Origin of the sequence: Rhodococcus oryzae, from assembly GCF_005049235.1 — a bacterium.
GTDB classification, from domain to species: domain Bacteria; phylum Actinomycetota; class Actinomycetes; order Mycobacteriales; family Mycobacteriaceae; genus Rhodococcus_G; species Rhodococcus_G oryzae.
In genome coordinates this window covers 40,899-66,533 of record NZ_SUMD01000009.1, presented here as the reverse complement: position 1 = coordinate 66,533, position 25,635 = coordinate 40,899, and the positions used below count along the sequence as shown (strand labels likewise).

Here is a 25,635-nt window from a genome sequence, read left to right as displayed (position 1 = left end):
GGAACATGTCCTGAGGGCCACTGGTCGCGACGGGGCGATCGGCCGATGCTTGGGGCATGACCTCGACAACAGCAAGCACGACATCGACCGGTTCCACAGCGGCGCAGGGCGTTCGGGCGGTCCTCGTGGGTGGCCCCACCCTGCACCTGAAGGTGGCCGGCCTGAGCATCCTCACCGATCCCACGTTCGACGAGCCGGGCAGCTACGAGGGCGGCGTCACCCTGACCAAGCTGACCCCGCCCGCGCTCCCCGCGGAGGCGCTCGGCCCCATCGACCTCGTGCTCCTCTCGCACGATCAGCACGCGGACAATCTCGACGACGCGGGCCGCCGACTGCTGGGGCGGGTCGAGACGGTCCTCTCCACGCCGGAGGCGGCCGGGAGACTCGCTGGGGTGACCGGACTCGCGCCGTGGGACCACACGACGATCGCCACCCCGGACGGCCGCGAGCTCACCGTCACGGCGGTCCCGGCACTGCACGGCCCCGCCGGATGCGAGCCGATCACCGGCACCGTCACCGGGTTTGTGCTCAGCGCCAAGGGAATTCCCACCATCTACATCTCGGGGGACAATGCGTCGGTCGAGCTGACCCGCGAGATCGGGGAACGGCTCGGGCCCGTCGACATCGCCGTCCTCTTCGCCGGGGCCGCGGATCCCGGCCGCTTCCCGGTGCCGGTCACCCTGACATCGGCGGAAGCGGTCGAGGTGGCCCGAATCCTCGAACCGTCCGTCGTCATCCCAGTGCACACCGACGGCTGGGCGCATTTCACCGAGGGCGCGGACCGGTTCACGGCGGCTTTCGGGTCGGCCGGACTCGACGCACGCCTGCACACGCCGGTGCCCGGCACGTACTTCGACATCTGAACTCTCGGCGCGACGCGACAGCGGACACCCCCGAACACGGAAACGGTGGGTCGAATCCCGTGACTCGACCCACCGTTTCTGGAGGGTTCCTAGGTCTCGATCACCGAGTCGCTAGAACCGAGCGCACTGGCGATCTCGTTGAACAACGAGATGACGGGGTCGAACACCAGCATCGAGACTCCTTCTCACCGTTGGGATCTGCCGCCTCGACCGACTCGAGGGACGACCCATTTATACCTAAGCGGCCGAATCCCGGGGCGAAATCCGGGCAAACACTGCTCATTCGGGTACCCACCCCAGGGATTCAGAACGAGCCGACCTGACCGAGGTGACGGGCGAAGAAGCGGGTCGCGCTGTCCACCTCGAATCTGGGCACGTCGACATGCCCGCCCGCGTTGGCGTGCAACGACTTCTCCTTCGAGGCGAAGGCGTCGAACAGCGCGAGACCGGATTGACGTTCGACGTGCTCGTCGTCCCACTGGAGCAGGAATTCGATCGGGACGGTGATCTGTGCCGCCGCCTCGGTCAGCGATTCATGCCCGAGACAGCCGAAGACCGCCGCGGCGATCCTGGGCTCGACCGCCGTCAACGGCACCCCGATCCCGGTGCCCTGCATGATGCCCCAGAAGCCGACCGGGCCGTCGGCGCCGATCTCCGGCAGCGCCTGGAGGGCGTCCAGCGTCGCCCGCCATTCCGGCACGGCACGCGCCGCGAGGTCCTTGTGGATCTCCACGACGACCGGGCCGAGCGGCTCGCCCGCGGCCTGAGCCTGCCGCAAGACGGCAATGTGCTGCTCGTCCGCCGCGGTTCGGGGCCGGTCACCGTGTCCGGGTGCGTCGAGGGAGGCGACGTGGAAACCGCAGGCCGTCACGAAGCGCTGCGCACGGCCCAGGATTCCCGGAGCTCTCTTGTGCTGGCCACCGCCGTGCGCCATCAGCACCAGGGGCGCGGGTTCGGAGCCGGATGCGGGCGACCAGAGCAGGCCGGTGACGTCACCCAGGGTGAAATTGCGTTCGACGACACCGTTCGACGATGTCTCCGCAGTGAAATGCATAGGTCGTTGCCTTTCGGGATTGCCTTGTGGAGGCGCTCCCGGCGACGTCTACTTCAGTCGCCCGACCGTGAAGAGGGGGAGCACCCAGTGGATACAGCGTTCACGGGTCTCACCTCCTCGCGTATGTCACGGTCGTCTTCTCGGCGACCCCAGGAGGCTATCAGCTAGGGATTGAGAACGTGGGCAAGCATTGCGTCGACACCTGCCGTGAACTCTGTGACGAAGCCACCGCCGCCGTGGCCCGCATCGTCGACGACGACGAGACGACTCGCCGGCCACAGCCGGGTCACCCGCCACGCGGTGTCCAACGGACTGGATACGTCGTAGCGACCGTGCACGAGAACGGCCGGGATCGCTGCGATCCGGTCCATCGAGGCCATGATCTGCCCCTCCTCGACAAAGCAGTCGTGACTCCAGTAATGCGTCACCAGACGCGCGAAGATGCTGCGGAACAACGGATCCGAATACCGCGGGCACGGCTGCCAGTCGGGCACCAGGGACACGTGCGTGTCCTCCCACTCGCACCACTTCCTGGCCGCCTCCTCACGAACCGCCGCGTCCGGGTCGGACAGCAGCCGCGCGTAGGCCGCCGCGAGATCACCGCCGCGCTCGGCCTCGGGCACCCCCTCGACGAATCGCTCCCACTCCCGCGGGAATACCCGCCCCATCGCGCGGGTGATCCAGTCGATCTCGACGCGGGTGCCTGCGGTCACCGCGCCGAGCACCATCGCCGGCACCCGGCCGGGGTGCTGCTGCGCGTACGCCAGTGCCAGCGTCACCCCCCACGAGATCCCGCTCACGATCCACCGGTCGATACCCAGATGTTCGCGCAGTCGCTCGATGTCCGCCACCAGGTGAGCGGTGGTATTCGAGGAGAGGTCCGCGTCCGGTCCGTCCGCGAGCGGGCGACTGCGGCCGCAGCCACGCTGATCGAACAGCACCGCCCGGCTCCGCGACGGGTCGAAATACCGTCGGGCACCGGCGGCAGCGCCGGAGCCAGGACCGCCGTGCAGGAACAGCACCGGCACCCCGCCGGGGTCGCCGACGCTCTCCCAGTAGAGGACATGCCCGTCGGACACGTCGAGCAGGCCCGATTCGTTCGGCTCGATCGGCGGGTATCGCGTGGTCACCGAAACAGCATGCCGAACCGCCGACGTCCGATCCACATCCTCGAGATCGCGCCTACACTCGGACCGCATGGGGATGTTGTTCGCGATGACGATTCCGGGGCTGGTGTGCCTGCTCGTCCTGGCCGCGTTCGCCGAGACCCTGTTCAATCGCCTCACCGGCGGCCGTTTCCTGCCGTGGACCCGCCGCGGTGGTAGCCGCACCGTGTCTGCCACCGGCTTCGAGCAGGTCACGGCGATGTTCCAGGGCTCGAAGCATCACGAGTTCGAGCAGCGCCAGGTGTCCCTGATGCATCGCGAGGACGACGCGGACGGGGCGCCGCCGCTGGTGCGCGTGGATATCGCATCGAACCGTGCCGTGCTGCGCAACGCCGGCGACGTCCCCCGCTGACGGATTCGGGAGCGGGCTCCCTCTCAGCGGGTCAGTCCGCCAGCACGTCGAGGGCCGCCGACAGCTGCTCCAGCGCCCCCAGTGCACGGCCGAATTCCTCGACCCCCAGCTGATTCGCGAGCCGGTCGGCGAAGGCGCGCTGGTCGGGCGTGATGCGCTGCATCGCCGCCCGACCCTCGGCGGTCAGCCGCAGCAGCTTGGCCCGGCGGTGGGCGGGATTCGGCAGGTACTCCGCGAATCCCTTGTCCACCATCAGGTCAGCTATCCGCTGCACGCTCTGCCGGGTGATGCCCATGGCCCGCGCGATGCCCGCGACCGGCAGTGGTTCGTCGACGATCGCGCCGAGCACCTGCCACCACGCGGCGGTGAGACCGGCGGGCCGGGCCAGCTGCTCCGCCACCGCCAGGAACTGGCCGTTGAGCCGGAACGCGGTCAGGGCGGCGCCGGCGAGCAGCGCCGACGGCTTCGGCTCGGTCATCGCGCGCTCGCCGCCTGCAACACCTCGAAGGCGCTCGCGTCCGAACGCGCGTACAGCCGATACCAGGCGTCGAGCACCTCCGGGGTGTAGACATCGAGGCGAGCCAGGATCTCGCGGGCGAACTCGACGGGGTTCGTCGCGCCCGCGGTGATCAGATCCCGATCGGTCACCGCGGGCTCGTCCCGGTACCGGCCACCGCCCGCGTAGCCGGTCATGGCCAGGAAGTACGCGACGTTGCTGGTGTGGTCACGGTCGTCGAGCAGACCCTCGCCGGCGAGCCCGTAGGTCGCGCCACAGATTGCCGCGACCGGCACGCCCGCGTCGAGGAATGCGCGCGCCTTGGCCGCGAACGGGGCCAAGGCGTCGCCCCCGATCCAGGCGTCGGCACCGGGCAGGATCAGCATCGCACTGTCCTCGGGGTCGAGATCGGCCAGCACGAGGTCCGGGATCATGCGCACGCCGCCGTTGGTGGTCACCGGGTCCAGGGTCTGCCCGACGGTGGATACCGAGTAGCGGCCCGGTTCGCGCTGCCACTGGCGCTGGTTGATGTGCGCGATGGCGTGACCGGTCTCCCAGTCCGCGAGGGTGTCGTAGATGGCCAGGTGCACCACTTGGTTCCTCATGACAGCATTCTGTCATATAGACAGCATGCTGTCACTGAGGGTTTGACCGATGGAGGTCGTCACACCCTCACCGCGGTGACCAGTCGGCGCACAGACTCCGGCTCCGGGACACCCTCCCCCACCCACGGTGCGGGTTCCGGCTCACCGGCCACGGTCCGCAGCGGGACCACGCCCGCCCAGTCGCCGGAGGCAGCCGACGGCGCGGGCGGCGGCGCGTCGCGCACCTTGACCGTCCAGCAGCCCGGCTCGATCGGCAGGGCGATCGCCAGGGTCGCCGCGAGCTCCTTCTTCGTGTGGGTGCGCACCTCCGAGCTCCGGCCGGGAATCAGCGCATCGGACAACAAGTCGAGGGCATCCACCGCACCGTCCCCGCTGAATGCGGTCAGGCGGCCTCGCACGACGGCCGACCGATAGTTGGCCGTGGAGTCGAACAGGGTGTCCGCCACCACGATCCCGTCGAGCATCGTCACGGAGAACGCCACTGGCGCGCCGGCTGCGACGTGCCGCAGGGCGCCGGCACCCGTCGACCCGTGCAGCACGATGCGGTCACCGTCACGGGCGTAGAGCATGGGCACCACCCACGGCAGTCCGTCCGCCACGGTCGAGAGGGTGCCCACCGCCGCGGCATCGAGCACCGCGTCGAGATCGGATCGGTCACTTCTGGCGAGGTCGGTGTATCTCCTGATCTGCTCCATGCACCAGATCGTGCCCACTTTCCGGTACCGCTGACAGGCCCAGAATCACTCAAATCAGCAAGACCACAATTCGACGGGCTCAGGGCGCCTCGACGTGGTCGTCGAGGAAGCGCTCCGTCAGCGCGGCAATCGTCGCCGCCTGAGCGTGGAACAGATAGTGATGGCCGTCGAGGATCGTGACCTGCTGGATCGCGGGGTTGCTGATCGTCGCGTGGTGCGACGGCTCCCATTCCGGTTCCAGCTCGAGCGAGGAGGCTGCCAGAATCGACAGGACCGGCAGCGTCGGCGGGAACACGGCCCCCTCGGCCGCTCGCACGTTCTCCGCTCCGCGGGCAACCTCATCCAGCATGGTCGGGTTCAACACCCACGAGTACGCCCCCAGGTACCGGTCCTGCTGGTCCGGGGTGTACTCGGCGGCGTCGCCGAGGCTCTCCCGGTAGTCGGCCACCAGCCCCAGGTAGTCGGTGCGCTTGTCCAGGGCGAGCAGGTCCCGGATGCCGCCGACAGAGGTGACGGTGGACATCCAGCCCGGCCAGTCCGGGTCGCCCTGGGCACCTTCCGAGGTGTAACGCTCGTCGTCCAGGCCCACCACGGCGGCGACCTCGTCCGGCCGGTGCGTGGCCCACCACGTCGAGTACAGACCCGAGATCGAATGGGGCATCAGGACGTAGGGGCCGTTCAGCCCCAGACCACGCAACGCGGCCCGCGTCTCGGTCACGATCGCCTCGCTGGTACGCGGGGCATCGGTGCCGTCGCTGAGGCCCAGCCCGAAGTACTCGACGGTGACCACCGTGTTCTTCTCCGCCAGGCGACGAGCCAGCGGGGCGAAGCCGAGGATAGGTTCCGGCGTGCCCAGGCCGGGCATCAGGACGATGGTGCGCGGTCCCGATCCCTGGACCGCGACGCTCATCCGGTGTCCGTCCACCTCGACATAGCGGTGGACGGGTCCGATCGCCTCTTCGATGGCAGCCTTGTCGCGCGGTGTCTGCCACCGATGGAAGCCTGCCGAGACCGCAACGGCGATGACGGCCACAGCGACGATGCCGGCGATCACCCGACCGACAACACGGAGGACGCGGCGCGGCCGCGATCGCTTCGACGTCTCGCTGTTCACCGCGGACCCCGCCGCGACGACGACACGCGATCGCCGGGCCCGTCCCCCAAGGACCATGCGCACTGCAACCCCTCCCCTTGTAGCGAAGTCGGCCGCGTCGGCCCACTTCGCTTCCGCCTCGGCCATTTCCCCCTGGCCGAACCTCTCCCATTGGAACATGCCACCGTCATCTCGTCGGTGCGGGGATGTGGAGCAGGGAGCACCACCGAGGGAAATGGGAAGGAGGTCTCGACCTGCGACAAGTAACAAATCATCGATCCCAGTTGATGTTTCAGGTCGTGAGCATTCCTACCAATCCCGACAACGCCCCGCGGTTTCGCATTCGCACCGCTCTCACCTGCTCGATTGCGGTTGTGGCGCTGACCGCGTCGGCGCCTGCCGCGATGGCCGCGTCCACATCGAGCGCACCTGCCGACTGCGTCCCCTTCGGCACCGCGCAGGTGCCGCCCGGCCTGCCGTCGTTCGGCGCCAGGGACGGGTTGGCGGGCCTGCCGGAGTTCGCGGGAACGGATGCCCCGATGAGCGTCGAACTACGCACCCAGACAACCCAGTTCAACAAGTTCTGGGACTACGCGCTGGCCGGGAACGCGTTGCTCACCCGTCCCCGGTCGTGGAACGGCGCCAATCCCGAGCCGTGGCGATACGCGCCGCTGCCGACGTGCCTGCGCGATCGCCTGGTCGGGATCTCGGTGGATGACGACGAGCTGGTCGCGGTCGACGAGGACGGGTGGATCTACACCATGGACAACGCCTCGCAGGCGCCGCTCTTCTGGAACTGGACCTCCTCGTTCGGGGCACCGCTGTGGCTCGGCAAGGGGAAGCAGCTACCGGGCGGGGATCCGGGTACCTGGGCACTGAGCGTCGGATCGCCCTGGGACAACCAGACCTACGCGGACGTCGCGGGACGGATTCACTTCTTCGGGCTAGCGAAGATGACGATGGTGCCCACACTGACCGGGGACGGCAGTCGCATCACGTACGCCGACCCGTGGTTGCCCGACGACGACAGCTACGAGATCGGCGGCCCCGTCGGCGGGCGATTCCAGTCGATCGCCCTGTCCTCCTCGGCCTCAACCACTTTCGTGATGAACAAGTACGGCGACATGTACACCCGCAACTACGACATCGACGGCACCGGCGGAGATTCGGTGTTCTTCCGATACAGCTGGGACGACCAGAGTGGCAAACCCACCGCCCCGAACTCGGCGTTCGAGTCGTGGTTCCACCACTTCGCGGCGATCCAGCTACCCGCACAGGACTGGGTGCACCAGCCCAAGATTCCCGGCGAGATCACCTCGGCCATCAGCGTGCACTCCACCGGCGTGGGCCCGGACCGTCGTGAGCTGCGAGTCGCCGGACGCCAGGACCGCCGGTCCGGGTTCTGGCACAAGAACCTGAACGACCCGGCCTGGTCGTTCGCGGCCACCGGTGCGCCGCTGCCCGGAGCCCCGTTGAAGAATCCGCCGTCGGACCGGTCGTCGGACACCCTCGCGCCGCCCGCGCCGTGGAATCTGTCTGCGCAGCTGCCCGCTCGCGACACCCTGATCGACGCCGAACTGCTCGTCGAGGCACAGGTTCCGTACTCGATCCTCGATCCGCGCCTGCTCGACGAAGCCGGCTTGCACGCCGGACCGTCGGCCTACCGGCTGTCCGTCGAGCATTTCGATCCGGCCGCGACCACTCGGCCCGCCACGGTCACCGCACCCGACGGGAAGACCATCCCGGTACTCCTGCACACCGCGGACGGCCTTCGCCTGGGGCCGCGCGGCACTGGCCTCGACGATCAGCCGAGGCATCTGGTCGGCGCGATCGAGGTACCCCGCGCCGCCTACGACACGCGTGGCGCAGACCCGACCCTCGACGCGTTCGTGCGGGACTGGTCGCGGGGCAAGCGCGTGGCGCCCATCACCCTCAGCGCCACCGATCACGACCTGGTCGTGCGGTAGCCACACGCGCAAGCGAGCACGGGAGCGGAGACGATCCCCAACTACGATGATCGCGTGTCAACGATGAGAGAGACCATCCTGGCCGCCGCGACCCCCGTTCTGGCACGCGACAGGGGCGCGTCCATGCAGTCGATCGCACAGGCAGCTGGGATCAGCCGCACCTCTTTGACGCGATTGTTTCCGACCCGCGAGACACTCGTCACCGCATTGGCCGACCGCATTCATGCCAGGGCGGCCGAGGCGCTCGACGCCGCCGAACTCGGCACAGCGGACTTCCAGACCGCACTGACCGCACTGACGAACAACTTTCTGCCGCTGGCCCAGATCTGGGGAGTCCTGTCCCTGGAACCGCATCTCCTGAGTCAGCCGGCACTGGTCGCGCGGGCCGAGGACCTGATGAACCGTCTCGACGAGTTCTTCGCCCGCGGCCAGCGCGAGGGCCACATCCGCCCCGAACTGCCGCCGCAGTGGTTGTCCTTCACCCTCTTCGGTCTGGCGGAGACCGCCTGGTACCTGGTCCTCGACGAGCAGATGGGCTCCCGGCAGGCACCCGATTTCCTCCTCTCGATGATCCTGCACGGGGCAGCCAAGCGCGACTGAGTTCTCGAGGATCGTTGGGCGCCCGGCACTTCAGGCAGCGCGATATCTGGTACATCGATGTACCATAAGGGCCTTAGTTGTACCGACACAGAGGGTCCAAGGAAGGAACCACCATGAGTCCGAACCGACGGTCCGTGCTTATCGGAGCCGCGATCCTCGCAACCACGTCGGCCGCAGGCTTCGGGCGCCGCAGCGCCAACGCATCGACGCCGGGCACCGGTTCTGTGCTGGTGATCGGAGCCGGCATCGCGGGGCTCACCGCAGCACGCGACCTCGCCCGAGACGGACGCCGGGTGACGGTGCTCGAAGCACGCGACCGCATGGGAGGTCGATTGTGGACCGATCGCAATTGGCAAGACATGCCGCTGGACCTGGGCGCCTCCTGGATCCATGGCATCGACGGCAACCCCGTCACCGAGCTGCGCGACGAGTTCAAGCTCCCCACCGTGGTGCTCAATCAGAACGTCATCACCACCTACAGCGGCGGCGACCACCTGACCGCGGCCGAGATGGCGGAGCACGAAGCCGACGCCGCGGCGGCCCTGGCCGCAATACAGGTGCTGTCCGCGCTCCCACGGTTCTCGAACACCTCCTTCGCCGCCGCTATCGACCTGGTGCTGACGCAGCTGCGCCTGACCGGCATCCGCGCCGACCGCGTCCGAAACACCGTCCACCACTTCATCCAGGACTCTTTCGGCGCCGACCCCGAACAGGTCCCGCTGTGGGTCGGCCAGCACCACGTGAGCCACGGCGGCGATCAGGTGGTCTTTCCCCGCGGCTACGACGAGATCCCGACCCGGCTCGCCGAGGGCCTGGACGTGCGATTGGGTCATGTCGTCGATCGGATCGCCCACGACACCACCGGGGTTCGGGTGCATACCGACCACGGTGTCTTCCATGCCGATCACGTGGTCGTCACCCTGCCGCTGGGGGTGTTGAAGACCGATGCCGTCACCTTCGATCCGCCGTTGCCAGCGAAGAAACAGGAGGCGATCGGGCGCCTCGGCATGGGCGTCTACAACAAGCTGTATCTACGCTTCGACACCCAGTTCTGGGATGACGCCGAGCTCATCGCCCAATTCGGCGTGCCGAACGATCCGATGGCCGCATGGTTTCCGCTACAAAGCGTCACCGGGGTGCCCGTGATCGCCGCGCTGCGCGGCGGGTCGGTCGCGCGCCGCATCGAAACCCTCGACGACACCGCCACCGTCGCCGAAGGGATGCTCGCCCTACGCGCCATGTACGGCGAGAGTGCGCCCGAACCCCGCGACTATCGGATCACTCGCTGGTCGTCCGACCCCTACGCCCGCGGCTCCTACTCCTACCCCGGCATCGACTCCACCCCCGACGACCGGGGCATCGTCGCCGAACCGATCGGCAATCGAGTCTTCTTCGCCGGTGAGGCCACGCACGCCACCGAATCCTCCACGGTCCATGGCGCGCTTCTCTCCGGCCGGCGCGAGGCCGACCTCATCCGCAGAATCGGATGACCGTGCACGGCCGAGGCGCGCACGCTGGCTGACGCCGTGTTCGAAGCACGACACGTGGTGAACCCGCCCCGGTCCGATCCGGGGCGGGTCGCTACGCGTACAGAGCGTCGAATACGTCGTCGTACTTCTCGTGCACGGCACGCCTCTTGATCTTCAGGCTCGCGGTGAGTTCGCCGCCTTCCGGAGTCCATTCCGTCGGAAGCACCCGATAGCGCTTGACCTGTTCCACCCGAGCGAGGTCCTCGTTGGCGAGATCGACCGCGCGGTCGATCTCCGCGATCACACCGGGATGTGTGGCGAGCTCCGCCGGTGTCGCGAAGGCGATGTCACGCGAGGTCGCCCACGCCGCAGCCGCTTCCTGGTCGAGAACCATGAGTGCGACCAGGTACGGCCGGCGGTCGCCGTAGGCCAGCGACTGACCGACCAGGGGTGCTTGGTGAGCACGGGTGGGAGAAGTCGACCTGTTCCCGCGAATCGGTGACCCACAGCCGCCCGTCCGGCCCGAAGACCAGGTCGTTGGGCGCGCCCAACCCCTCGTGAGGTACGACACCTCGCCGTCGCGGATGACCTGGACTCCCGGTTCCGCCGTGCTCTGCGCCGCCCAGATACCACCGTTCTGTGCGACATAGAGCCCACCGTCGGGACCGAGCGCGAGACCGTTCGGGCCTCCCCCGACCCGGTGCTCGGCCTCGACGGAGCCGCCCCGGTCGAGGACGATGACCGAGCCCCGACTCATGGAGACCACGGCCATCCGGTTGTCGGGCAGGCAGATCGGGCCCTCGGTGAAACCGAGGCCATCCGCGAGCAGCGTGACGTTCACGTCAGCGCGGCAGGCCGAGCACGCGCTGGGCGATGACGTTGAGCTGGATCTCGATGGTTCCGCCACCGAACATGACGGCCGGGACCCCCAGGTAGTCACGGACATACGGCTCTTCCGGGCTGCCAACACAGCCGAGCGGTCCGAGCAGGGCGACCACCGCGCGGGAACCATCGCGCTGGGCGATGGCGTGGAACACCTTCTGCACGCTGTTCAGGGACCCAGTGGTGTCCTCCGATCCGTGGAGTCGCTGCAGCACGCTCCGCAAGTTCAGCGCCGCCACCGACAGCTCGCGGGCGGTGTTGCGGCCGAGGACACGCATGGCCTCGTCCCGGGTGCTCCCGTACTCGTCGCGGTCGAGCAGCCGACGAACCATGTTCGCCGATCCGTGGCCCAGCTTGGCCGATCCCATCTTCAGTCGCTCGTTCGACAGAGTGGTGACCGCAAGCCGCCAGCCGTCGCCCGGGCCGGCGACGACGCCGTCATCCGGCACGAACACCTCGTCGAGAAAGACCTCGTTGAACTCCCAGATTCCGGTCACCTGACGCAGCGGCCGCACGTCGACACCGGGAGCGTGCATATCGATGAGGAAGTAGGTCAGACCGGCGTGCTTCGGCACGTCCGCGTCGGTCCGCGCGAGGCACACTCCCCAGTCCGCCTCCTTCGCCTGGGAATTCCACACCTTCTGTCCGGTGAGCACCCAGCCGCCGTCGACCTTGCGGGCGCGGGTGGACAGGCCGGCGAGATCCGACCCCGCGCCGGGCTCGGAGAACAACTGGCACCAGATGAGTTCCCCACGCAGGGTGGCAGGCACGAACCGCTTCTGCTGCTCCTCGCTGCCGTGCGCCACCAGGGTGGGCAGCACCCACTCCGCGATTCCCATGTCGGGCTGGGTGAGCCCGCGCCTGGCGAACTCGTCGCCGATCACCGCCTGTTCGACCGGCCCGGCATCGAGCCCGTAGGGCTGCGGGTAGTGCGGCGCGGTCAGCCCCTCCGCCGCCAGCCGGGCACGCCGTGAGCCACCTCGTGCCGGAGCCCATCCCTCCGAAGGGATCTCGTCGTCGGGAAGTGCCAGCACCTCGTCCAGCGCATGCCCGACCCGCTCCCGCAGTTCAGGCAGCGAGTCCGCCACGATGAACGAGAAGTCGCGTTCGGTGTGCAGGGCCACCTCTCCCAGTCGGGTCTCCCAGATATCCTGCGCGCCAACCGCGGAGGCGATGCTGATGGCGCGGCGCCAGTACAGGTGTGCGTCGTGCTCCCAGGTGAACCCGATCCCGCCGAGCAGGCTGATGCAGTCCAGCGCCTGGTCGACACCGGCCGGGACCGCGGTGAGCGCCGCCTGCGCTGCCGCGAGCCTCTGCTGATCGGGGGTCGCGCCGGCCGCGCGGGCCGCGTCCCACGCGGCCGCACAGGCCACCTGGGATCGGACCAGCATCAGCGCCGCCTTGTGCTGAACCGCCTGGAAGCTGCCGACCGGGCGGCCGAACTGGTGACGGGTGCGCACATAGTCCACCGCGGTCTCCACGCACCACCCGGCGATCCCGCTGGCCTCCGCTCCCAAGAGCGAGGCGACGATGAGGTCGACCCTGCCCTGGTCTATTCCGGACAGCGCCCGGTCGTGGGGAATCCGGTGGCCGGCGAGCTCGAGCCGCCCCACCGACCTCGTCAGGTCGAGCGCATCGCAGGGCGCCACCTTCACGGTGTTCGCGGCCCCGTCGAGATCCGCTCGCTCCAGCCAGAACCACAGGCTCCCTCCGGGTGTGTCCGCGAGCGCGGCGCACACGAGAACCCGCTCGGCACCGGGCAGCCCGATGGTGGGATCGGAGATCCCCTCGACCTCCCAACCCCCGGCCACCGCCCGTGCCGTCAGCCGATTCCCGGAGACGAGCGCGCCGGTGGCGCCGCCGCCGAAGGCCGCGAGCAGGTCGTCGGCGCCGTTCGAGGCGGTCATGGCCACCGCACTGGTGAGCACCGTGGGGAGGTACGGGCCGGGGAACATGGCCTTGCCGAGCTGCTCGACCACGACCGCGAGCACCGGCAGCCCGCAATCCGAACCGCCAACGGCCTCCGGGAGATACATGTTGTGCAGGCCCTGACGCACCAGGGCATCCCACACCGAGGCGGGGCAGGTACCGACGGAGAGGGCATCGAACTCGTTGCGGGTGTCGGCAATCGGCGCCGTCCGGCGAGCGAAGGCCGCAACGGAGTCCGCGAGCGCCCGCTGGTCCTCGTTGATCGATAGTGACATGTGTCCTCCTGGAACGAAGTTCGGGTGGGTTACGGCTGCCGCGCGCTGGGGGCGGTCAGCTCGGCCGACAATTCCCACAGGGCAGCGGCGGTGGCGGGATCGGTGGCGTGGTCGGCGGCCGCACCGATCCCGCAGTCCGCGAGGTAGGCACCGCCCACCGTGTCGAGGTCGGGCGCGGTCGCTCCCCATACCGACGTCGCCGCGGCGGCGGGGATGGACTTGAGGTTCGTCAGCGCGTTCGGTGATCCCGCCGACATGCGCTTCATCTCGGCCATGTCCTCCCGGGACATGTGGCGGGCGAGGCCGGTGTCGCACACCCCCGGGTGAACCGAGTAGGCGTGCACGCCCTGACCACCGAACCTGCGCTCGAGCTCGACGGTCGTCAGCACGTTCGCGGCCTTGGACTGGCCGTAGGCGACGAACTTGTCGTAGGCCCGGCTCTCGAAGTTCGGATCGACGAGATCGACGGGGTGCGCCCGGTGTGCGTCAGAGGACACCGTGATCACCCGGGCCGGGACGCCGGACCGATCGGCGGCGGCAGACAGCGACGGCAGCAGCAGGGTGGTGAGCGCGAAGTGACCGAGATGATTGGTGCCGAACTGGAGCTCGAACCCGTGCCAGGTGCGTTCGAACGGCGTGTACATCACCCCGGCGTTGTTGATCAGGATGTCGACCGCCAGCCGGCGCTCGGACAGCCTATCTGCCAGGGTGCGAACGCTTTCCAGGTCCGCGAGGTCGAGTCCGAACACCTCCGGTTCCGACGAGGGATACGCCCCACCTATCCGCGTCGCCACCGAGCCGGCCGCGGCGACGTCACGGGCGGTGAGGATGACGCGCGCGCCCGCTCCGGCCAGCGCCCGGGCGGTCTCGGCGCCCAGACCGCTCGTCACCCCGGTGACGAGCACGGTGCGTCCGCTCAGGTCGACGCCGTCGAGGACTTCGTCCGTGGTGCTCGCGCTGCCGAGGGTTGCCCCGTGCTGTGTCATTCCGGCGAGACCTCCTCCCAGTCGATGGACAGCCGCGACGTCCACCGGGGGTCGCGGCGGTCCAGATACGCTCGAACTCCCTCGGCCGCATCGGGTTTGCCCATCACCCGTAGGTGCAGTTCCGTCTCGAGGGCCGCGACGCGCTCCGGGCCGTACCCGTGTCGAGCGGTCTGCCACAGCAGTCGTTTGGACAATGCCACCGACATCGGTGCGGTGTTCACCGCGATGTCGCGAGCGACCTCCAGAGCGGCGGGGAGCACCTCGTCCGACGGCAGGCACCGACTCGCCAGCCCCAGCCGGACCGCCTCGGCGCCGTCGAAGGTGCGGCCCGTCAACAGGACATCCGCCGCGGCCGCCAAGCCGGCGAAATGTGGAACGGTCCAATGGGACATCGCGTCGGGCAGCACCCCGCGCCGGACCTGCGGGATCGCGTACTTGGCGTCCTCCGCGACGATCCGGATGTCCGCCTGCATCGCGAGCGTGAACCCGATTCCGATCGCGTGCCCGTTCATTGCCGCGATCACCGGTTTACGCAGATCGAAGGCCGACGGATTTATCGGCGAGGCGGTGAACTCGGCGGCGGGAGCATCGAAGGTGTCGGCGCCACCGGCGAGATCCGCGCCGGCACAGAACGCGGGGGGCGCACCGGTGAGCACGATGACTCGGGTCGCATCGTCCTCGTCGAGAGTCCGATAGGCCTCACCCAGCGCGCGACCCATCACGCCGGTGAACGCATTGCGCCGATCGGGCCGGTCGAGAGTCACCACCGCGACTCCCCCGTCCACCTCCACGGACACCCCGCTCATGGCCGCGCCGCCTGCACGGCCGAGATCAACTCGGCGATATGGTCGTTCGAGACCGGGTAGCCGGGGAAGTAGCAGCACACCCGGTCCGCGTGGTCACCGAACCGGGCGACGATCTCCGCCGCGCACTGCTCGGGAGTTCCGTGCACCGCGAGAGTGGTCATCATGTCCGCATCGATCAACTCCGTCATCGCGGCGACGTCGCCGCGCTTGGAGAGCAGGTTGAGTTCCGGCTGCACGTCCGCCCAGCCCTCGACCTCGAGCACCGGCCGGTACGCCGGGGTGGAGCCGTAGAACGCGAGCAGGCGCCGCACGCCGAGCGCCGCCGCCTCCAGCTCCTGCGGGGTGCGGCCGGTACCCACGATGATCTGGGGGTAGATCGCGAGATCCGATTTGGAACGTCCGCCTCGCTCGAGGCCCTCCTCGATCGAGGGCAGGGTCCGTTCCCGGAAGTGCCTGGCGCTGTTGAAGGGCATGACGAGCAGTCCGTCCGCGACCTCCGCGGCCGCCCGCGTCATCAACGGGCCGAGCGCCCCGAGGCAGATCTCCGGCCTGCCATAGGGGTTGGGACCGGGATTGAAAGTGGGCGGCATAAGAGTGTGCGTGGTGAACTCGCCCTGGAACCGCAGCGGCGAATTACCCTCCCATGCATCGAATATCGCCTTGATCGCGAGCACCGTCTCGCGCATGCGGGCGGCGGGCTTCGACCACTGGGCGCCGTACCGGCGCTCGATGTGGGGCCGGATCTGTGAACCGAGACCAAGGCGGAACCGCCCCCGGCTCAGGGTCTGCAGATCGTTGGCGGTGTGGGCCAGGTGCATGGGGCTGCGGGGCAGGGCGATGGCCACGTTCGTCATCAGGTCCGCCTCGACCACGGCCGACGCCGCGACGAGCGGGACGAACACGTCGTGGGCGCCCTCGAAGGTGAACAGCCCGTCCGCGCCCAGCGCGACGAGCTCGCGCGCCCGCGCGGCCGCGTCCTCGGGCCTGCCGTCCAACTGCACGTCGACCTTCATCGGCGCACCGACTTGATGTCCGCCGCCTCGGTAGCGTGCGCGGCCAGGACGTACAGGGAGCCGGCGAGCGCGTCGACGAAGTCCTCCTCGTCCTCGACCCCCCGGGTGAGCCCACGCATCGTGGTGGTGCCCGAGAGCAGGTCGAACAGGAACATCGCATTCACCCCGGCGGCGATCTCCCCCCGGGCAACGGCTCCGTCCAGCAGGTCCTGGAAGGCCTTGCGCACCGGCGCCCCGATCGCGAGCAGCCGCTGGCGCGCCTCCTGGGTCTGGGAGTCGGCGAGCAGGCCCGGCACCCCGGCGCGCGCTGCGGGACGCGCGGCACGAACCAGGAAGATCCGCACCCACGTCGCGAGGTCCGTCCGGAGGTCTCCCGATTGCTCCGGCAGCGGGTGCCCCCCGGCCCCGTGCACGGCCTCCTCGATCAACGCCTCGCGAGTGGGCCACCGTCGATAGATGGCGGGTGTGTTCACGCCTGCCATCCGGGCGATCGCGGCGACCGTCGTCTGCTGGTAGCCGACCTCGGCCAGGAGGCGGCGGGTCGCGACGAGCGTCGCCTCGTCCTTGCTCAGATCACGGGGGCGCCCGGCACGGGGCGGATTCTCTGGCTTCACAATTACATAGTAACTCGTTACGTTAGTCCTCGCGGCGCTTCACCCCTTCGCCCCCAAGGAGTCGTGACATGAGAACACCGTTGAATCCCGAACTCGCGGATACCGCCCACACGGTGCGAACGCTCGACATTCCGAGGCTCGACCCGCGGCCGTCGAGTAAATCTCTGAGCAGCCTCAACCCCGCCACCCTCGGACAGATCGGTACCGTCGCGATCACCACTGCCACCCAGGTCGACGGCATGGTCGCGCGGGCACACGGCGCATTCGCCGCCTGGCGGACCGACCGCGAGGCCCGACGGAGGTTTCTCACCGACTGCGCACGCGAGCTCTATCGCTCCGCCGGCACGCTCGCGCCCCTCTTGACCATGGAACAGGGCAAACCGCTCGACGAATCCGACGGCGAGATCCGGTTGGCGGCGAAGTATCTGGCCGAGGCCGCCCATGCCGATTGGGACGATGACGCCCCGGCACACACCTACGACGAACGCTCCGCAGTCGTAGAACACCGCCCGGTCGGGGTGGTCGCCGTCCTCGTCCCCTGGGACCTACCGATCCTCCGCATGGCCGCGAAGATCGGTCCCGCCCTCGTGACCGGTAACACCGTCGTCGTCGAGCCGCCGTGCACGGTCGCGCTGTCCGTCGCGCGTGCCGTCGACATCCTCAAAGCCGTACTCCCGGAGGGAGTGCTCGACATCGCGGTCGGTACCCGCGAGGCCCACAGCCCGCTGGTCGCCCATCCGAAGATCCGCCGGATCTCCTACGTCGGCTCCCGAGGGGGCGCGCGGACGATCATCAGCCACGCGGCCCGGTTCCTCACCCCTGTGGCGGCGACCACGGCCTGCGGCGGGACCGCACTGCTCCTCCCGGACGCCGACGCCGAGAACGCGGCGACCGCGCTGGCCGAATGCGCCTTCGCCAATTCGGGGCAGACCCTCTGCGCCCCCAAGTCCGCCTACGTGCCCGCCGACATGGTCGACGCATTCTGCGAGGCGTTCTCCGAGGCAATGCGAACGCTCACCGTCGGCGATGGAATGGACCCGGAGACCACGGTCGGCCCGCAGCACAGTTCACACCAGCTGTCCATCGCCGAAGACCTTCTCTGCCAATCCATCGCGGCCGGATCCACACTCGTCGTAGGCGGTGGTCGCGGCACAGACCTGCCCGGTTACTTCCTGGAGCCAACCCTGCTGCGGGACAACGGGGAATCGACCGGCTTCGAGGACGCAACGAAGGCCGGACCGGTGTTCACCGTCATCGGCTACGACGACCTCGACCAGATCGTCGACAGTGTCAACGAGCACTCCCGCGGGCGCAGCGCATCGGTATGGGGATCCGACCTGGACCGTACCGATCAGGTGGCCGAACGAATCGACGCCGAATCCGTCTCGGTCAACCGGCACGACATCACCGATACACCAATATCATTCGCGGCTGGCACGGACACCGGATTCGGAACGCGCGACAATCGCGCCACCGACGAGTTCCTCCACTTCCGCGTGATCGCACACTGAGGAACCTCGCCGTCCACTCAGGGCACAGCCACAGATCCCAGACACGAGAGAAGGAACAACCATGCATGATGCCGTCATCGTCGACGCCGTTCGAACGCCCATCGGGAAGCGAGGTGGGTCTCTGTCCGACATGCATCCGGCCGACCTGTCCGCACACGTCCTGACAGCCCTCACCGGCCGCGTCGGCATCGATCCCGCCGAGATCGACGACGTGATCTGGGGATGCGTCGTCCAGGCCGCCGAGCAGGCGGGCAACATCGCCCGCACCGCGGGGCTGGCGGCCGGCTGGCCCGAGTCCGTCCCCGGCACGACGGTCAATCGCGCGTGCGGCTCGAGCCAGCAGGCCTTGAGCTTCGCCGCGGCATCGGTGATCGCCGGGCACCAGGACTTCATCGTCGCCGGCGGCGTCGAATCCATGAGCCGGGTGCCGATGGGCAGTGCGGCCAAGGAGGGGAGCTCGGCCACCCCGCCGAGTGTGCAGGGGCGCTACGGCATCGAGAGCTTCAGCCAGGGCCTCGGCGCCGAGATGATGGCCGAGCGCTGGAACCTCGACCGCCGCACCCTCGACGAGTACTCGCTGCGCTCGCACGAGCTCACCGCCCAGGCCATCGACGCCGGTGCCTTCGACTCACAGCTCGCGCCGATCGACGGCCGGCTCACAGCCGACGAGGGCCTCCGCCGCGGCGGTTCCATCGAGAAGCTCGCGAGCCTGAAGACCCCATTCAAGGAGGACGGGGTCATCCACGCGGGCAACGCATCCCAGATCTCCGACGGGGCGGCGGCGCTGCTCGTCACCACCAGTGCGATCGCGGCGACGAGAGGCCTCGACCCCATCGCCCGCATCCACACCGTCGCGGTCACCGGCGACGACCCGGTGATGATGCTCAGCGGCCCCATCTCCGCCACCGCGAAGGCCCTCTCCCGCTCGGGCCTGTCCATCGAGGACATCGGTGCCTTCGAGGTCAACGAGGCCTTCGCCCCCGTACCGCTCGCCTGGCTCGCCGAGACCGGCGCGGACGAGAAGCGCCTGAACCCGCTCGGCGGCGCCATCGCCGTCGGGCACCCGCTGGGTGGATCCGGCGCGATTCTCATGACCCGGCTCGTGCACCACATGCGCGACAACGGAATCCGCTACGGCCTCCAGACCATGTGCGAGGCCGGCGGCATGGCCAACGCCACCATCGTCGAACTCCTCTGACTCGAAGGACCATCCAACCTATGGAACTCAAGGGAATCTCCGTCGCCGTCACCGGTGGCGCCTCCGGTCTAGGCAATGCGACGGCGAGACGGCTGGTCGACGCCGGCGCCTTCGTGACCCTGATCGACCTGCCGACCTCTGACGGCAACACCGCGGCGCGGGATCTCGGCCCGAACGCCCGCTTCGAGCCGGCCGACATCACCGATACCGAACAGTTCGCCGCCGCACTCGACGCCGCGACCGAGGACGGAGAGCTCCGCGGCCTCGTCCACTGCGCGGGCAGCGGCCGCGGCATGCGGATCCTCGACAAGCACGGCAACGCCGGCTCGCTCGAGGACTTCGAGCACGTCATCCGCCTCAACCTCGTCGGATCCTTCAACGCCCTGCGCCTGGGCGCCGAGCGCATCGCGAAGCTCGACGAGGTCGACGGCGAACGCGGGGCGATCGTGATGACCGCCTCCGTCGCGGCCTTCGAGGGGCAGATCGGCCAGATCAACTACACCGCATCCAAGGCCGGGATCGTGGGCATGACCCTGACCGCGGCCCGTGACCTGGCGACCCGACGCATCCGGGTGTGCACCATTGCGCCGGGGATCATGGATACGCCTCTGCTCTCGAAGATGCCTGACGCGATGCGTGCCGGCCTCGAGTCCTCGGTGCCGAACCCGTCGCGACTGGGGCGTGCGGACGAGTTCGGCCAGCTCGCCGTGTCGATCCTCGAGAACCGCTACCTCAACGGCGAGACCATCCGGCTCGACGGGGGAATCCGCATGGCGCCCCGGTGACCCGCTGACGCATACAAAACACGCGATCGGTTCCGACCCTCCCTGTTCGGGGGGTCGGAACCGATCGCGTGGGTGTTCAGGTTGCGGCGGGCTCGGTATCAGCCGGTGATGTTGCTTGCCTGGTTGCTCCAGGCGGTCTGGCCGAAGAGTTCGCCGGTCCCGGAGACGAAGGCGCCGTGCGCATGCTCGTCGCCCTGCAGCTTGTCCATTTGCCAGGCGGTGAGGACACCGAGGAAGCCCTGCACGCCGCTGACGCAGCCCGGATCGTTCGGGGGGCAGCCGGGCTGGCCCTGAATGTCGTTGTGGTTCGGGCCGTTCAGCGTCGCCATCGCCTTCTCTACCGAGTCGGGGGTGGCGCCGAAGTAGCCCTGCGCGGACTGGGGTCCGATCTGCTCCCACGGAGCAGGCTGGGTGGACGGTGAGATGGGGCTGCCGGAGCCGTTGACGTAGAGGACGGAGCCGGTGGTGAGTTTCCGGGGATCCGTGCAGATGGTCATCGCCGGGTCCGCCTTCGGCATGCCGAGCGTGCACATGAACTGGCCGGGGAGTTCGATCGGAACCGTGGACTTGATGGCGCCGCCGGAGGCGATGGTGGCGTTGAGGCTGCCGACCGCGCCCTGCGAGTGCCCCATCGCGCCGACGTTGTCGGTGTCCAGCGTCTGATAGAAGACGCTCGAGGGGTCACTGTTCTGCTGCTTGAGGAAGTCCACCCCCTGCAGCATCTCCTGGCCGGAGCCGGTGTTGGTGTTGTCGGGCGCGATCACAACGAAACCCCAGGACGCCAGGTGCGAGAGCAGGTAGTCGTACTGGTAGGGGTGCGCCCAGGTGCCGTCACCCCAGGTGATGATCGGGTGCTGGGTGCCGTCCGCGCCGAGGTCGGTGGGGTACCAGACGTCGAACTTGTGGCCGGAGGAGTCACAACAGCCGAACCCCTGCTGCTTGGTCACCTCCCACGGGCCACGTTCGGAGTACGTGGCTTCGACGGACTTGGTCGGCTCGTTGCCCGGTGCGGGCGCACCGGCCTGGGCGGTGGCGCCGGAACCGAGCACGGCCAGGGTTGCTGCGGCGAGGAGGACAACGCCTCTACTCAAGCGACTTCTCATGAACCCGAGACTAACTACAGCGCCTAATGACACTAAGGCTTTGATGCGCAATCGTTATATATCTCCAACAATGCAGGTCGCCGCGCCGGAGCCACACCCCCGTCGTTAGGCTCGGCTCGTGACGGAGCGACAGCGGGGCGGACGTGCGGCCAGGGCAGAGGCCAGGCGCGAGGCCATCCTCGACGCCGCGATGGCCGAGATCGCGGAGCGTGGGTACCGCGCCACCACCCTCGCCGCAGTGGCCGAGCGGGTCGGACTGACGCAGCCGGGCGTTCTGCACTACTTCCCCAGCAAGAAGCATCTATTGATCGGCGTACTCGAGGCGCGCGACCAATGGGATACCGCGGCTCTTCTGGCGAAATCGACGGACGTGCGACTATCCCACCTCGAGCAGATCGTCGAGTTCAACGCCGGACGCCCCGGCGTCGTCCAGACCTACACCGCACTGGCGGCAGAGAGCACGACCGGGCAGCACCCGGCGCGCGAGTACTTCACCGAGCGCTACGCCGCCGCCCGCGTTGCGTTCGCCCTGTTGTTACACAAGGAATTCGGCGACCGACTGCCGGGCGGACTCACGCCCGAACAGGCCGCGCCGCTGCTCATCGCGATGCTCGATGGCATGCAGATCCAGTGGCTACTGGCCCCGGACGAGGTGGACATGGCCGACGCCTTCCGCAACTTCGTCTCCCTACTCAGCGCGGGCGCCCACGTCGAAACCCGAACCGACCAGAGCTAAGACCCCCCAGATGAGTCGTTCATAACGTTTCGATAACAACACCTAGTGCTCGCAAGGTAGACTGGCAATATCGCCCAGACGGACCGGCGAGCCGACGGACACTTCTCCCGACCGGCACGCCGAGCACCCGGCCGACGACGAAGGAGTTCACGATGGAAGACGAAGCAACGCGCGAGGCCGTGGAATCGGCGCTCGCCAAGCTCTCTCTGGACGCGAAGGCGCGACTGCTCCAGGGGCAGGACATCTGGACGCTGCCGCCGCTTCCCGAGATCGGGCTCGAATCCCTGGTGATGTCTGACGGTCCGGTCGGCGTGCGCGGGGCCAGCTGGGGCCCGGAGGACCCGTCCGTCCTGCTGCCCTCGCCCACCGCGATGGCCGCGTCCTGGGATCCCGAGCTGATCGCCCGAGCCGGGACGCTGCTCGCGCAGGAGGCCCGCCGCAAGGGCGTGCACCTGCTGCTCGCCCCCACCGTGAACATGCACCGCACCCCGGTCGGCGGCCGGCACTTCGAGGCGTATTCCGAGGACCCGCTGCTCACGGGCGCGATCGGCTCCGGCTTCGTCCGCGGCGTGCAGTCCGGTGGCGTCGGCGCCACCGTCAAGCACTTCGTGGCCAACGACGCCGAGACCGAGCGGATGAGCGTCGACAACATCGTCTCTCCCGAGGCCCTGCGTGAGATCTACCTCGCGCCGTTCGAGGCGATCGTGCACGACGCCAGCCCGTGGGCGATCATGTCCGCCTACAACAGCGTCAACGGCACCACGATGAGCGAGCACGCCGAGCTGCTGCGCGGCGTGCTCCGCGACGAGTGGGGCTTCGACGGCATCGTGGTCTCCGACTGGATGGGCACGCGTTCCACGGTGGGCGCGATCATGGGCGGCCTCGACGTCGCGATGCCCGGCCCGCAGTCCGTCTATGGCGAGCGCCTGGTCAAGGCGGTCCAGGACGGCGAGGTCGATGAGTCCGTCGTCGACGACGCCGTGCGCCACGTCCTGCTGCTCGCGGCTCGCGTCGGACTGCTCGAGGGCACGTCGCCCGCCGTCGCCGAGCTCCCCGCTGCGGTCGACGGCCGCGAGATCGCGCGCGAGGTCGCCCGCCGCTCCTTCGTGCTCGCCCGCAATGCCGAGATCGACGGCAATGCAGTGCTGCCGATCGCACCTGCCACGTCAACGGTCGCCCTCATCGGCCTGGCCGCACGCGACGCCCGTGTGCTCGGCGGCGGCTCCGCCATGGTCTTCCCCGAGACCGTGGTCTCCCCGCTCGACGGGCTGACGGCCGCGCTGCCCGAGGGCACGCTGAGCTACAACGTCGGCACGGTGCTGAGCGAGGACATGGGTGTCGCCGACCGCGGGTTCACCCTGAGCGCCCGCTGCCTCAGTGCCGACGGCTCGCTGCAGCGCGAGCTTCCGCTGGCGGACGGCAACATCATGTGGATGGGCGACCTCCCCGAGGGCATTGACTACCCGTCGCTGCAGACCATCGAGATCCTCGGCACCTTCACGCCGGAGCTGTCCGGCCCGCACCGCTTCGGCACCAAGGGCATCGGCCAGTTCACCCTGACCGTCGACGGCGAGACGGTGTTCGAGGGTGACCAGGCGCTCGAGAGCTTCGACCCGTTCGAGATGTTCTTCGGCTCGCCGAAGGACCGCGCCGTCGTCGAGCTCGAGGCGGGACGCCCCGTCGAGGTCTCGCTGAGGTACGACCCGATGAAGATGGAGGGCGCCCCCATCGCCATCGTCAGCTTCAGCCTGGGGCACCTCGAGCCGCAGCGCGACCCCGAGGAGCTCATGGCCGAGGCCGAGGCCGCCGCGGCCAAGGCCGATGTCGCCGTCGTCGTCGTGGCGACCACCGACAAGGTGGAGTCCGAGGGCTTCGACCGCACCACCCTCAAGCTGCCCGGACGTCAGGACGAGCTGGTCTCCCGCGTCGTCGCGGCGAACCCGCGCACCGTTGTGATCGTCAACTCCGGTGCCCCCGTGGAGATGCCGTGGCGCGACGACGTCGCCGCGGTGCTGCTGAGCTGGTTCCCCGGCCAGGAGGCAGGCTCGGCGCTGGCCGAGGTGATCACCGGCGCGGCCGAGCCCGGCGGCCGGCTGCCCACCACCTGGCCCGCGACGCTCGAGGACTGCCCGGTCACCGAGGTGACCCCGACTGACGGCAAACTCGTCTACACCGAGGACCTGTTCATCGGCTACCGCGCCTGGGACCGGTCCGACGTCGCGCCCGCGTACTCGTTCGGGCACGGCCTCGGCTACACCACCTGGGAGTACGAGGACATCCAGTGGGACGGCGAGGCCGTCACGGTCCGGGTCCGCAACACCGGATCCCGGCCCGGACGCGAGGTCGTGCAGGTCTACCTCGCCCCGGTCGACGGCGACCCCTCCCGGCCCGCCCGTGCGCTGGCCGGCTTCGCGAGCGTCGAGGCGGCTGCGGGCGAAACCGTGACGGCGACCGTCACCCTGCCGCAGCGCGCCTTCGAGGCCTGGGAGGAGACGAGCCGGAAGTGGGCCTACCGCCCCGGTGCGTATGACCTGACGGTCGGCAGCTCCTCCGCCGACTGCCCCCTCACCCTGCCCATCGAAGCGGCCGTCTGACAGTTCCGCTGTCGAGTACGGCCTCAGACCGTGCCGGCCCACCGTCCCTCGCGGTGGGCAGGCCTGAGGCCTTCCCGGTCCACCGTCCCTCGCGGTGGGCGGCCGGGATGGTCACGGAATGCCCCGCCACCGAGCCCGCTGCCTGAAACGGCGCGTGCTCGGTGGCGGGGCATTCTTTTTCGAATCGGGCACCGCCTTGAACACTTTGACGTAATTTGTTCAATATGCTCAACGAGAGCGATGGGGCCCAGACGGCCGGACCGACCCTCGAACTGGTTCGGGTGGCCGCGGAATGTGTGCGGCGCAACGGGGTTCGTGGATTCCGCCTGAGCGAGGTCGCCGCGTCGGCGGGGGTGTCCCGGGGGACGGTGTACAACACCTTCGGCGACAAGCAGGCCGCCATCAACGCCGGCCTCGCCTACCTGTGCAGCGCCTTCATCGACGGGTTGGCCGCGGCCGTGACACCCCAGCCGACGCTGCGAGGCCAGGTCGGCGAGGCGGCCGCTCTCATCTACGAACACGCCACCACTCCGCAGGCCCTGGTGCCGCCGCTACGCACCGAGAGCATCATCACGACGCTGCTGGAGCACTACGGCGACCCACTCTGCCGCACCTGGGCCGCATTCTGGGCAACGCTGGTCGCCGAGGCCCAGCGACGCGGCGAGGTCGACGCGGGCCTGGACACGATGCAGGCGGGCGACTGGATCGTGCGCGTTCTCCTGAGCCTGGAGATCCTGCCGTTCTCGGTGGCCGGATTCAGCAACGCAGACGACGCGCGGAGCCGCATAGGTGACCTCATGCTCGATGGGCTGACACCACGACGCTGACGACGAACAGAAATGA

Annotated in this window: 24 protein-coding genes; 11 read left to right on the top strand and 13 right to left on the bottom strand. The window is 68.9% G+C overall.

Annotation, left to right across the window (positions count from 1 at the left end; translation table 11 throughout):
• Positions 1 to 56 precede the first annotated feature (56 nt).
• Complete coding sequence (locus tag FCG67_RS18260) at positions 57 to 863, top strand: MBL fold metallo-hydrolase (protein WP_136911118.1); 807 nt, start codon at positions 57 to 59, stop codon at positions 861 to 863.
• A 304-nt stretch (positions 864 to 1,167) separates the two neighbouring features.
• Here the strand turns inward: FCG67_RS18260 and FCG67_RS18255 are convergent, their stop codons facing one another.
• Entirely contained in the window at positions 1,168 to 1,917 is a 750-nt protein-coding gene (locus tag FCG67_RS18255; protein ID WP_136911117.1) for an alpha/beta hydrolase family protein, read from the bottom strand.
• A 164-nt stretch (positions 1,918 to 2,081) separates the two neighbouring features.
• The gene (gene pip, locus FCG67_RS18250) at positions 2,082 to 3,047 is read right to left on the bottom strand and encodes a prolyl aminopeptidase (RefSeq protein ID WP_136911116.1); all 966 of its coding nucleotides are present in this window, start codon (positions 3,045 to 3,047) and stop codon (positions 2,082 to 2,084) included.
• A 67-nt stretch (positions 3,048 to 3,114) separates the two neighbouring features.
• Between pip and FCG67_RS18245 the strand changes: the two genes are divergently transcribed.
• Positions 3,115 to 3,435: a DUF6191 domain-containing protein gene (locus FCG67_RS18245; protein ID WP_136911115.1), complete on the top strand. Its 321-nt coding sequence runs from the start codon at positions 3,115 to 3,117 to the stop codon at positions 3,433 to 3,435.
• A gap of 31 nt (positions 3,436 to 3,466) precedes the next feature.
• On the opposite strand, the gene FCG67_RS18240 is transcribed toward FCG67_RS18245, so the two are convergent.
• The 4 genes from FCG67_RS18240 to FCG67_RS18225 all read right to left on the bottom strand — a co-directional run bounded on the left by FCG67_RS18240 (position 3,467) and on the right by FCG67_RS18225 (position 6,402).
• Positions 3,467 to 3,913: a MarR family winged helix-turn-helix transcriptional regulator gene (locus tag FCG67_RS18240; RefSeq protein WP_136911114.1), complete on the bottom strand. Its 447-nt coding sequence runs from the start codon at positions 3,911 to 3,913 to the stop codon at positions 3,467 to 3,469.
• Positions 3,910 to 4,536 (bottom strand): DJ-1/PfpI family protein, encoded by a 627-nt coding sequence (locus FCG67_RS18235; RefSeq protein ID WP_136911113.1) that lies wholly within the window; start codon positions 4,534 to 4,536, stop codon positions 3,910 to 3,912. The genes FCG67_RS18240 and FCG67_RS18235 overlap by 4 nt, the downstream gene beginning before the upstream one ends.
• 59 nt (positions 4,537 to 4,595) lie before the next feature.
• Complete coding sequence (locus tag FCG67_RS18230; protein WP_136911112.1) at positions 4,596 to 5,231, bottom strand: pyridoxamine 5'-phosphate oxidase family protein; 636 nt, start codon at positions 5,229 to 5,231, stop codon at positions 4,596 to 4,598.
• Between the two features lie 79 nt (positions 5,232 to 5,310).
• Positions 5,311 to 6,402, bottom strand: a complete 1,092-nt coding sequence (locus tag FCG67_RS18225; protein ID WP_136911261.1) for an alpha/beta fold hydrolase — start codon at positions 6,400 to 6,402, stop codon at positions 5,311 to 5,313.
• A 326-nt stretch (positions 6,403 to 6,728) separates the two neighbouring features.
• Here FCG67_RS18225 and FCG67_RS18220 point away from each other — a divergent pair, with 326 nt between their 5' ends.
• The 3 genes from FCG67_RS18220 to FCG67_RS18210 all read left to right on the top strand — a co-directional run bounded on the left by FCG67_RS18220 (position 6,729) and on the right by FCG67_RS18210 (position 10,381).
• Complete coding sequence (locus FCG67_RS18220) at positions 6,729 to 8,291, top strand: hypothetical protein (protein WP_136911260.1); 1,563 nt, start codon at positions 6,729 to 6,731, stop codon at positions 8,289 to 8,291.
• 54 nt (positions 8,292 to 8,345) lie between these two features.
• On the top strand, positions 8,346 to 8,891 hold the full coding sequence (locus FCG67_RS18215; protein ID WP_136911111.1) for a TetR/AcrR family transcriptional regulator: 546 nt from the start codon (positions 8,346 to 8,348) through the stop codon (positions 8,889 to 8,891).
• Between the two features lie 113 nt (positions 8,892 to 9,004).
• Complete coding sequence (locus FCG67_RS18210; RefSeq protein WP_136911110.1) at positions 9,005 to 10,381, top strand: flavin monoamine oxidase family protein; 1,377 nt, start codon at positions 9,005 to 9,007, stop codon at positions 10,379 to 10,381.
• Positions 10,382 to 10,472: 91 nt separating this feature from the next.
• Here the strand turns inward: FCG67_RS18210 and FCG67_RS18205 are convergent, their stop codons facing one another.
• The 6 genes from FCG67_RS18205 to FCG67_RS18180 are packed head-to-tail and all read right to left on the bottom strand — an operon-like array spanning position 10,473 to position 16,865.
• On the bottom strand, positions 10,473 to 11,201 hold the full coding sequence (locus tag FCG67_RS18205; RefSeq protein ID WP_136911109.1) for an SMP-30/gluconolactonase/LRE family protein: 729 nt from the start codon (positions 11,199 to 11,201) through the stop codon (positions 10,473 to 10,475).
• 1 nt (position 11,202) lies between these two features.
• Complete coding sequence (locus tag FCG67_RS18200) at positions 11,203 to 13,446, bottom strand: acyl-CoA dehydrogenase family protein (RefSeq protein ID WP_136911108.1); 2,244 nt, start codon at positions 13,444 to 13,446, stop codon at positions 11,203 to 11,205.
• 29 nt (positions 13,447 to 13,475) lie between these two features.
• Positions 13,476 to 14,432, bottom strand: coding sequence for an SDR family NAD(P)-dependent oxidoreductase (locus FCG67_RS18195; RefSeq protein ID WP_136911107.1), 957 nt, complete (start codon positions 14,430 to 14,432; stop codon positions 13,476 to 13,478).
• Positions 14,429 to 15,238: an enoyl-CoA hydratase/isomerase family protein gene (locus tag FCG67_RS18190; RefSeq protein WP_136911106.1), complete on the bottom strand. Its 810-nt coding sequence runs from the start codon at positions 15,236 to 15,238 to the stop codon at positions 14,429 to 14,431. Before FCG67_RS18190 ends, FCG67_RS18195 begins: the two co-directional genes overlap by 4 nt.
• Positions 15,235 to 16,251 carry a TIGR03617 family F420-dependent LLM class oxidoreductase gene (locus tag FCG67_RS18185; RefSeq protein ID WP_136911105.1) on the bottom strand — a complete coding sequence of 339 codons (1,017 nt, stop codon included), beginning with the start codon at positions 16,249 to 16,251 and terminating at the stop codon, positions 15,235 to 15,237. Before FCG67_RS18185 ends, FCG67_RS18190 begins: the two co-directional genes overlap by 4 nt.
• A complete protein-coding gene (locus FCG67_RS18180) occupies positions 16,248 to 16,865 on the bottom strand; it encodes a TetR/AcrR family transcriptional regulator (protein WP_136911104.1) in 618 nt (205 codons plus the stop codon). Before FCG67_RS18180 ends, FCG67_RS18185 begins: the two co-directional genes overlap by 4 nt.
• A gap of 68 nt (positions 16,866 to 16,933) precedes the next feature.
• Here FCG67_RS18180 and FCG67_RS18175 point away from each other — a divergent pair, with 68 nt between their 5' ends.
• From FCG67_RS18175 to FCG67_RS18165, 3 genes are all read left to right on the top strand, one after another.
• Positions 16,934 to 18,376: an aldehyde dehydrogenase family protein gene (locus tag FCG67_RS18175; RefSeq protein WP_136911103.1), complete on the top strand. Its 1,443-nt coding sequence runs from the start codon at positions 16,934 to 16,936 to the stop codon at positions 18,374 to 18,376.
• Positions 18,377 to 18,437: 61 nt separating this feature from the next.
• Positions 18,438 to 19,574 (top strand): thiolase family protein, encoded by a 1,137-nt coding sequence (locus FCG67_RS18170; protein WP_136911102.1) that lies wholly within the window; start codon positions 18,438 to 18,440, stop codon positions 19,572 to 19,574.
• 20 nt (positions 19,575 to 19,594) lie between these two features.
• Positions 19,595 to 20,359 carry an SDR family NAD(P)-dependent oxidoreductase gene (locus FCG67_RS18165; protein ID WP_136911101.1) on the top strand — a complete coding sequence of 255 codons (765 nt, stop codon included), beginning with the start codon at positions 19,595 to 19,597 and terminating at the stop codon, positions 20,357 to 20,359.
• Positions 20,360 to 20,457: 98 nt separating this feature from the next.
• On the opposite strand, the gene FCG67_RS18160 is transcribed toward FCG67_RS18165, so the two are convergent.
• Positions 20,458 to 21,462 carry a poly(ethylene terephthalate) hydrolase family protein gene (locus tag FCG67_RS18160; protein WP_136911100.1) on the bottom strand — a complete coding sequence of 335 codons (1,005 nt, stop codon included), beginning with the start codon at positions 21,460 to 21,462 and terminating at the stop codon, positions 20,458 to 20,460.
• A gap of 118 nt (positions 21,463 to 21,580) precedes the next feature.
• On the opposite strand from FCG67_RS18160, the gene FCG67_RS18155 reads away from it, so the two are divergent.
• From FCG67_RS18155 to FCG67_RS18145, 3 genes are all read left to right on the top strand, one after another.
• Positions 21,581 to 22,198, top strand: a complete 618-nt coding sequence (locus FCG67_RS18155) for a TetR/AcrR family transcriptional regulator (protein ID WP_211243256.1) — start codon at positions 21,581 to 21,583, stop codon at positions 22,196 to 22,198.
• Between the two features lie 152 nt (positions 22,199 to 22,350).
• Positions 22,351 to 24,792: a beta-glucosidase gene (locus tag FCG67_RS18150; RefSeq protein ID WP_136911099.1), complete on the top strand. Its 2,442-nt coding sequence runs from the start codon at positions 22,351 to 22,353 to the stop codon at positions 24,790 to 24,792.
• Between the two features lie 224 nt (positions 24,793 to 25,016).
• Positions 25,017 to 25,619, top strand: a complete 603-nt coding sequence (locus tag FCG67_RS18145) for a TetR/AcrR family transcriptional regulator (protein WP_136911098.1) — start codon at positions 25,017 to 25,019, stop codon at positions 25,617 to 25,619.
• Positions 25,620 to 25,635 lie beyond the last annotated feature (16 nt).

Excerpts from the sequence above, each read along its gene's own strand:
- FCG67_RS18175 (WP_136911103.1), top strand. The coding sequence starts at position 16,934 with ATGAGAACACCGTTGAATCCCGAACTCGCGGATACCGCCCACACGGTG.
- FCG67_RS18170 (WP_136911102.1), top strand. The coding sequence starts at position 18,438 with ATGCATGATGCCGTCATCGTCGACGCCGTTCGAACGCCCATCGGGAAG.
- FCG67_RS18225 (WP_136911261.1), bottom strand. The coding sequence starts at position 6,402 with ATGGTCCTTGGGGGACGGGCCCGGCGATCGCGTGTCGTCGTCGCGGCG.
- FCG67_RS18160 (WP_136911100.1), bottom strand. The coding sequence starts at position 21,462 with ATGAGAAGTCGCTTGAGTAGAGGCGTTGTCCTCCTCGCCGCAGCAACC.
- FCG67_RS18220 (WP_136911260.1), top strand. The coding sequence starts at position 6,729 with ATGGCCGCGTCCACATCGAGCGCACCTGCCGACTGCGTCCCCTTCGGC.
- FCG67_RS18190 (WP_136911106.1), bottom strand. The coding sequence starts at position 15,238 with ATGAGCGGGGTGTCCGTGGAGGTGGACGGGGGAGTCGCGGTGGTGACT.
- FCG67_RS18200 (WP_136911108.1), bottom strand. The coding sequence starts at position 13,446 with ATGTCACTATCGATCAACGAGGACCAGCGGGCGCTCGCGGACTCCGTT.
- FCG67_RS18230 (WP_136911112.1), bottom strand. The coding sequence starts at position 5,231 with ATGGAGCAGATCAGGAGATACACCGACCTCGCCAGAAGTGACCGATCC.
- FCG67_RS18255 (WP_136911117.1), bottom strand. The coding sequence starts at position 1,917 with ATGCATTTCACTGCGGAGACATCGTCGAACGGTGTCGTCGAACGCAAT.
- FCG67_RS18235 (WP_136911113.1), bottom strand. The coding sequence starts at position 4,536 with ATGAGGAACCAAGTGGTGCACCTGGCCATCTACGACACCCTCGCGGAC.
- FCG67_RS18150 (WP_136911099.1), top strand. The coding sequence starts at position 22,351 with ATGGAAGACGAAGCAACGCGCGAGGCCGTGGAATCGGCGCTCGCCAAG.
- FCG67_RS18245 (WP_136911115.1), top strand. The coding sequence starts at position 3,115 with ATGGGGATGTTGTTCGCGATGACGATTCCGGGGCTGGTGTGCCTGCTC.
- FCG67_RS18165 (WP_136911101.1), top strand. The coding sequence starts at position 19,595 with ATGGAACTCAAGGGAATCTCCGTCGCCGTCACCGGTGGCGCCTCCGGT.
- FCG67_RS18210 (WP_136911110.1), top strand. The coding sequence starts at position 9,005 with ATGAGTCCGAACCGACGGTCCGTGCTTATCGGAGCCGCGATCCTCGCA.
- FCG67_RS18195 (WP_136911107.1), bottom strand. The coding sequence starts at position 14,432 with ATGACACAGCACGGGGCAACCCTCGGCAGCGCGAGCACCACGGACGAA.
- FCG67_RS18260 (WP_136911118.1), top strand. The coding sequence starts at position 57 with ATGACCTCGACAACAGCAAGCACGACATCGACCGGTTCCACAGCGGCG.
- FCG67_RS18240 (WP_136911114.1), bottom strand. The coding sequence starts at position 3,913 with ATGACCGAGCCGAAGCCGTCGGCGCTGCTCGCCGGCGCCGCCCTGACC.
- FCG67_RS18145 (WP_136911098.1), top strand. The coding sequence starts at position 25,017 with ATGCTCAACGAGAGCGATGGGGCCCAGACGGCCGGACCGACCCTCGAA.
- FCG67_RS18185 (WP_136911105.1), bottom strand. The coding sequence starts at position 16,251 with ATGAAGGTCGACGTGCAGTTGGACGGCAGGCCCGAGGACGCGGCCGCG.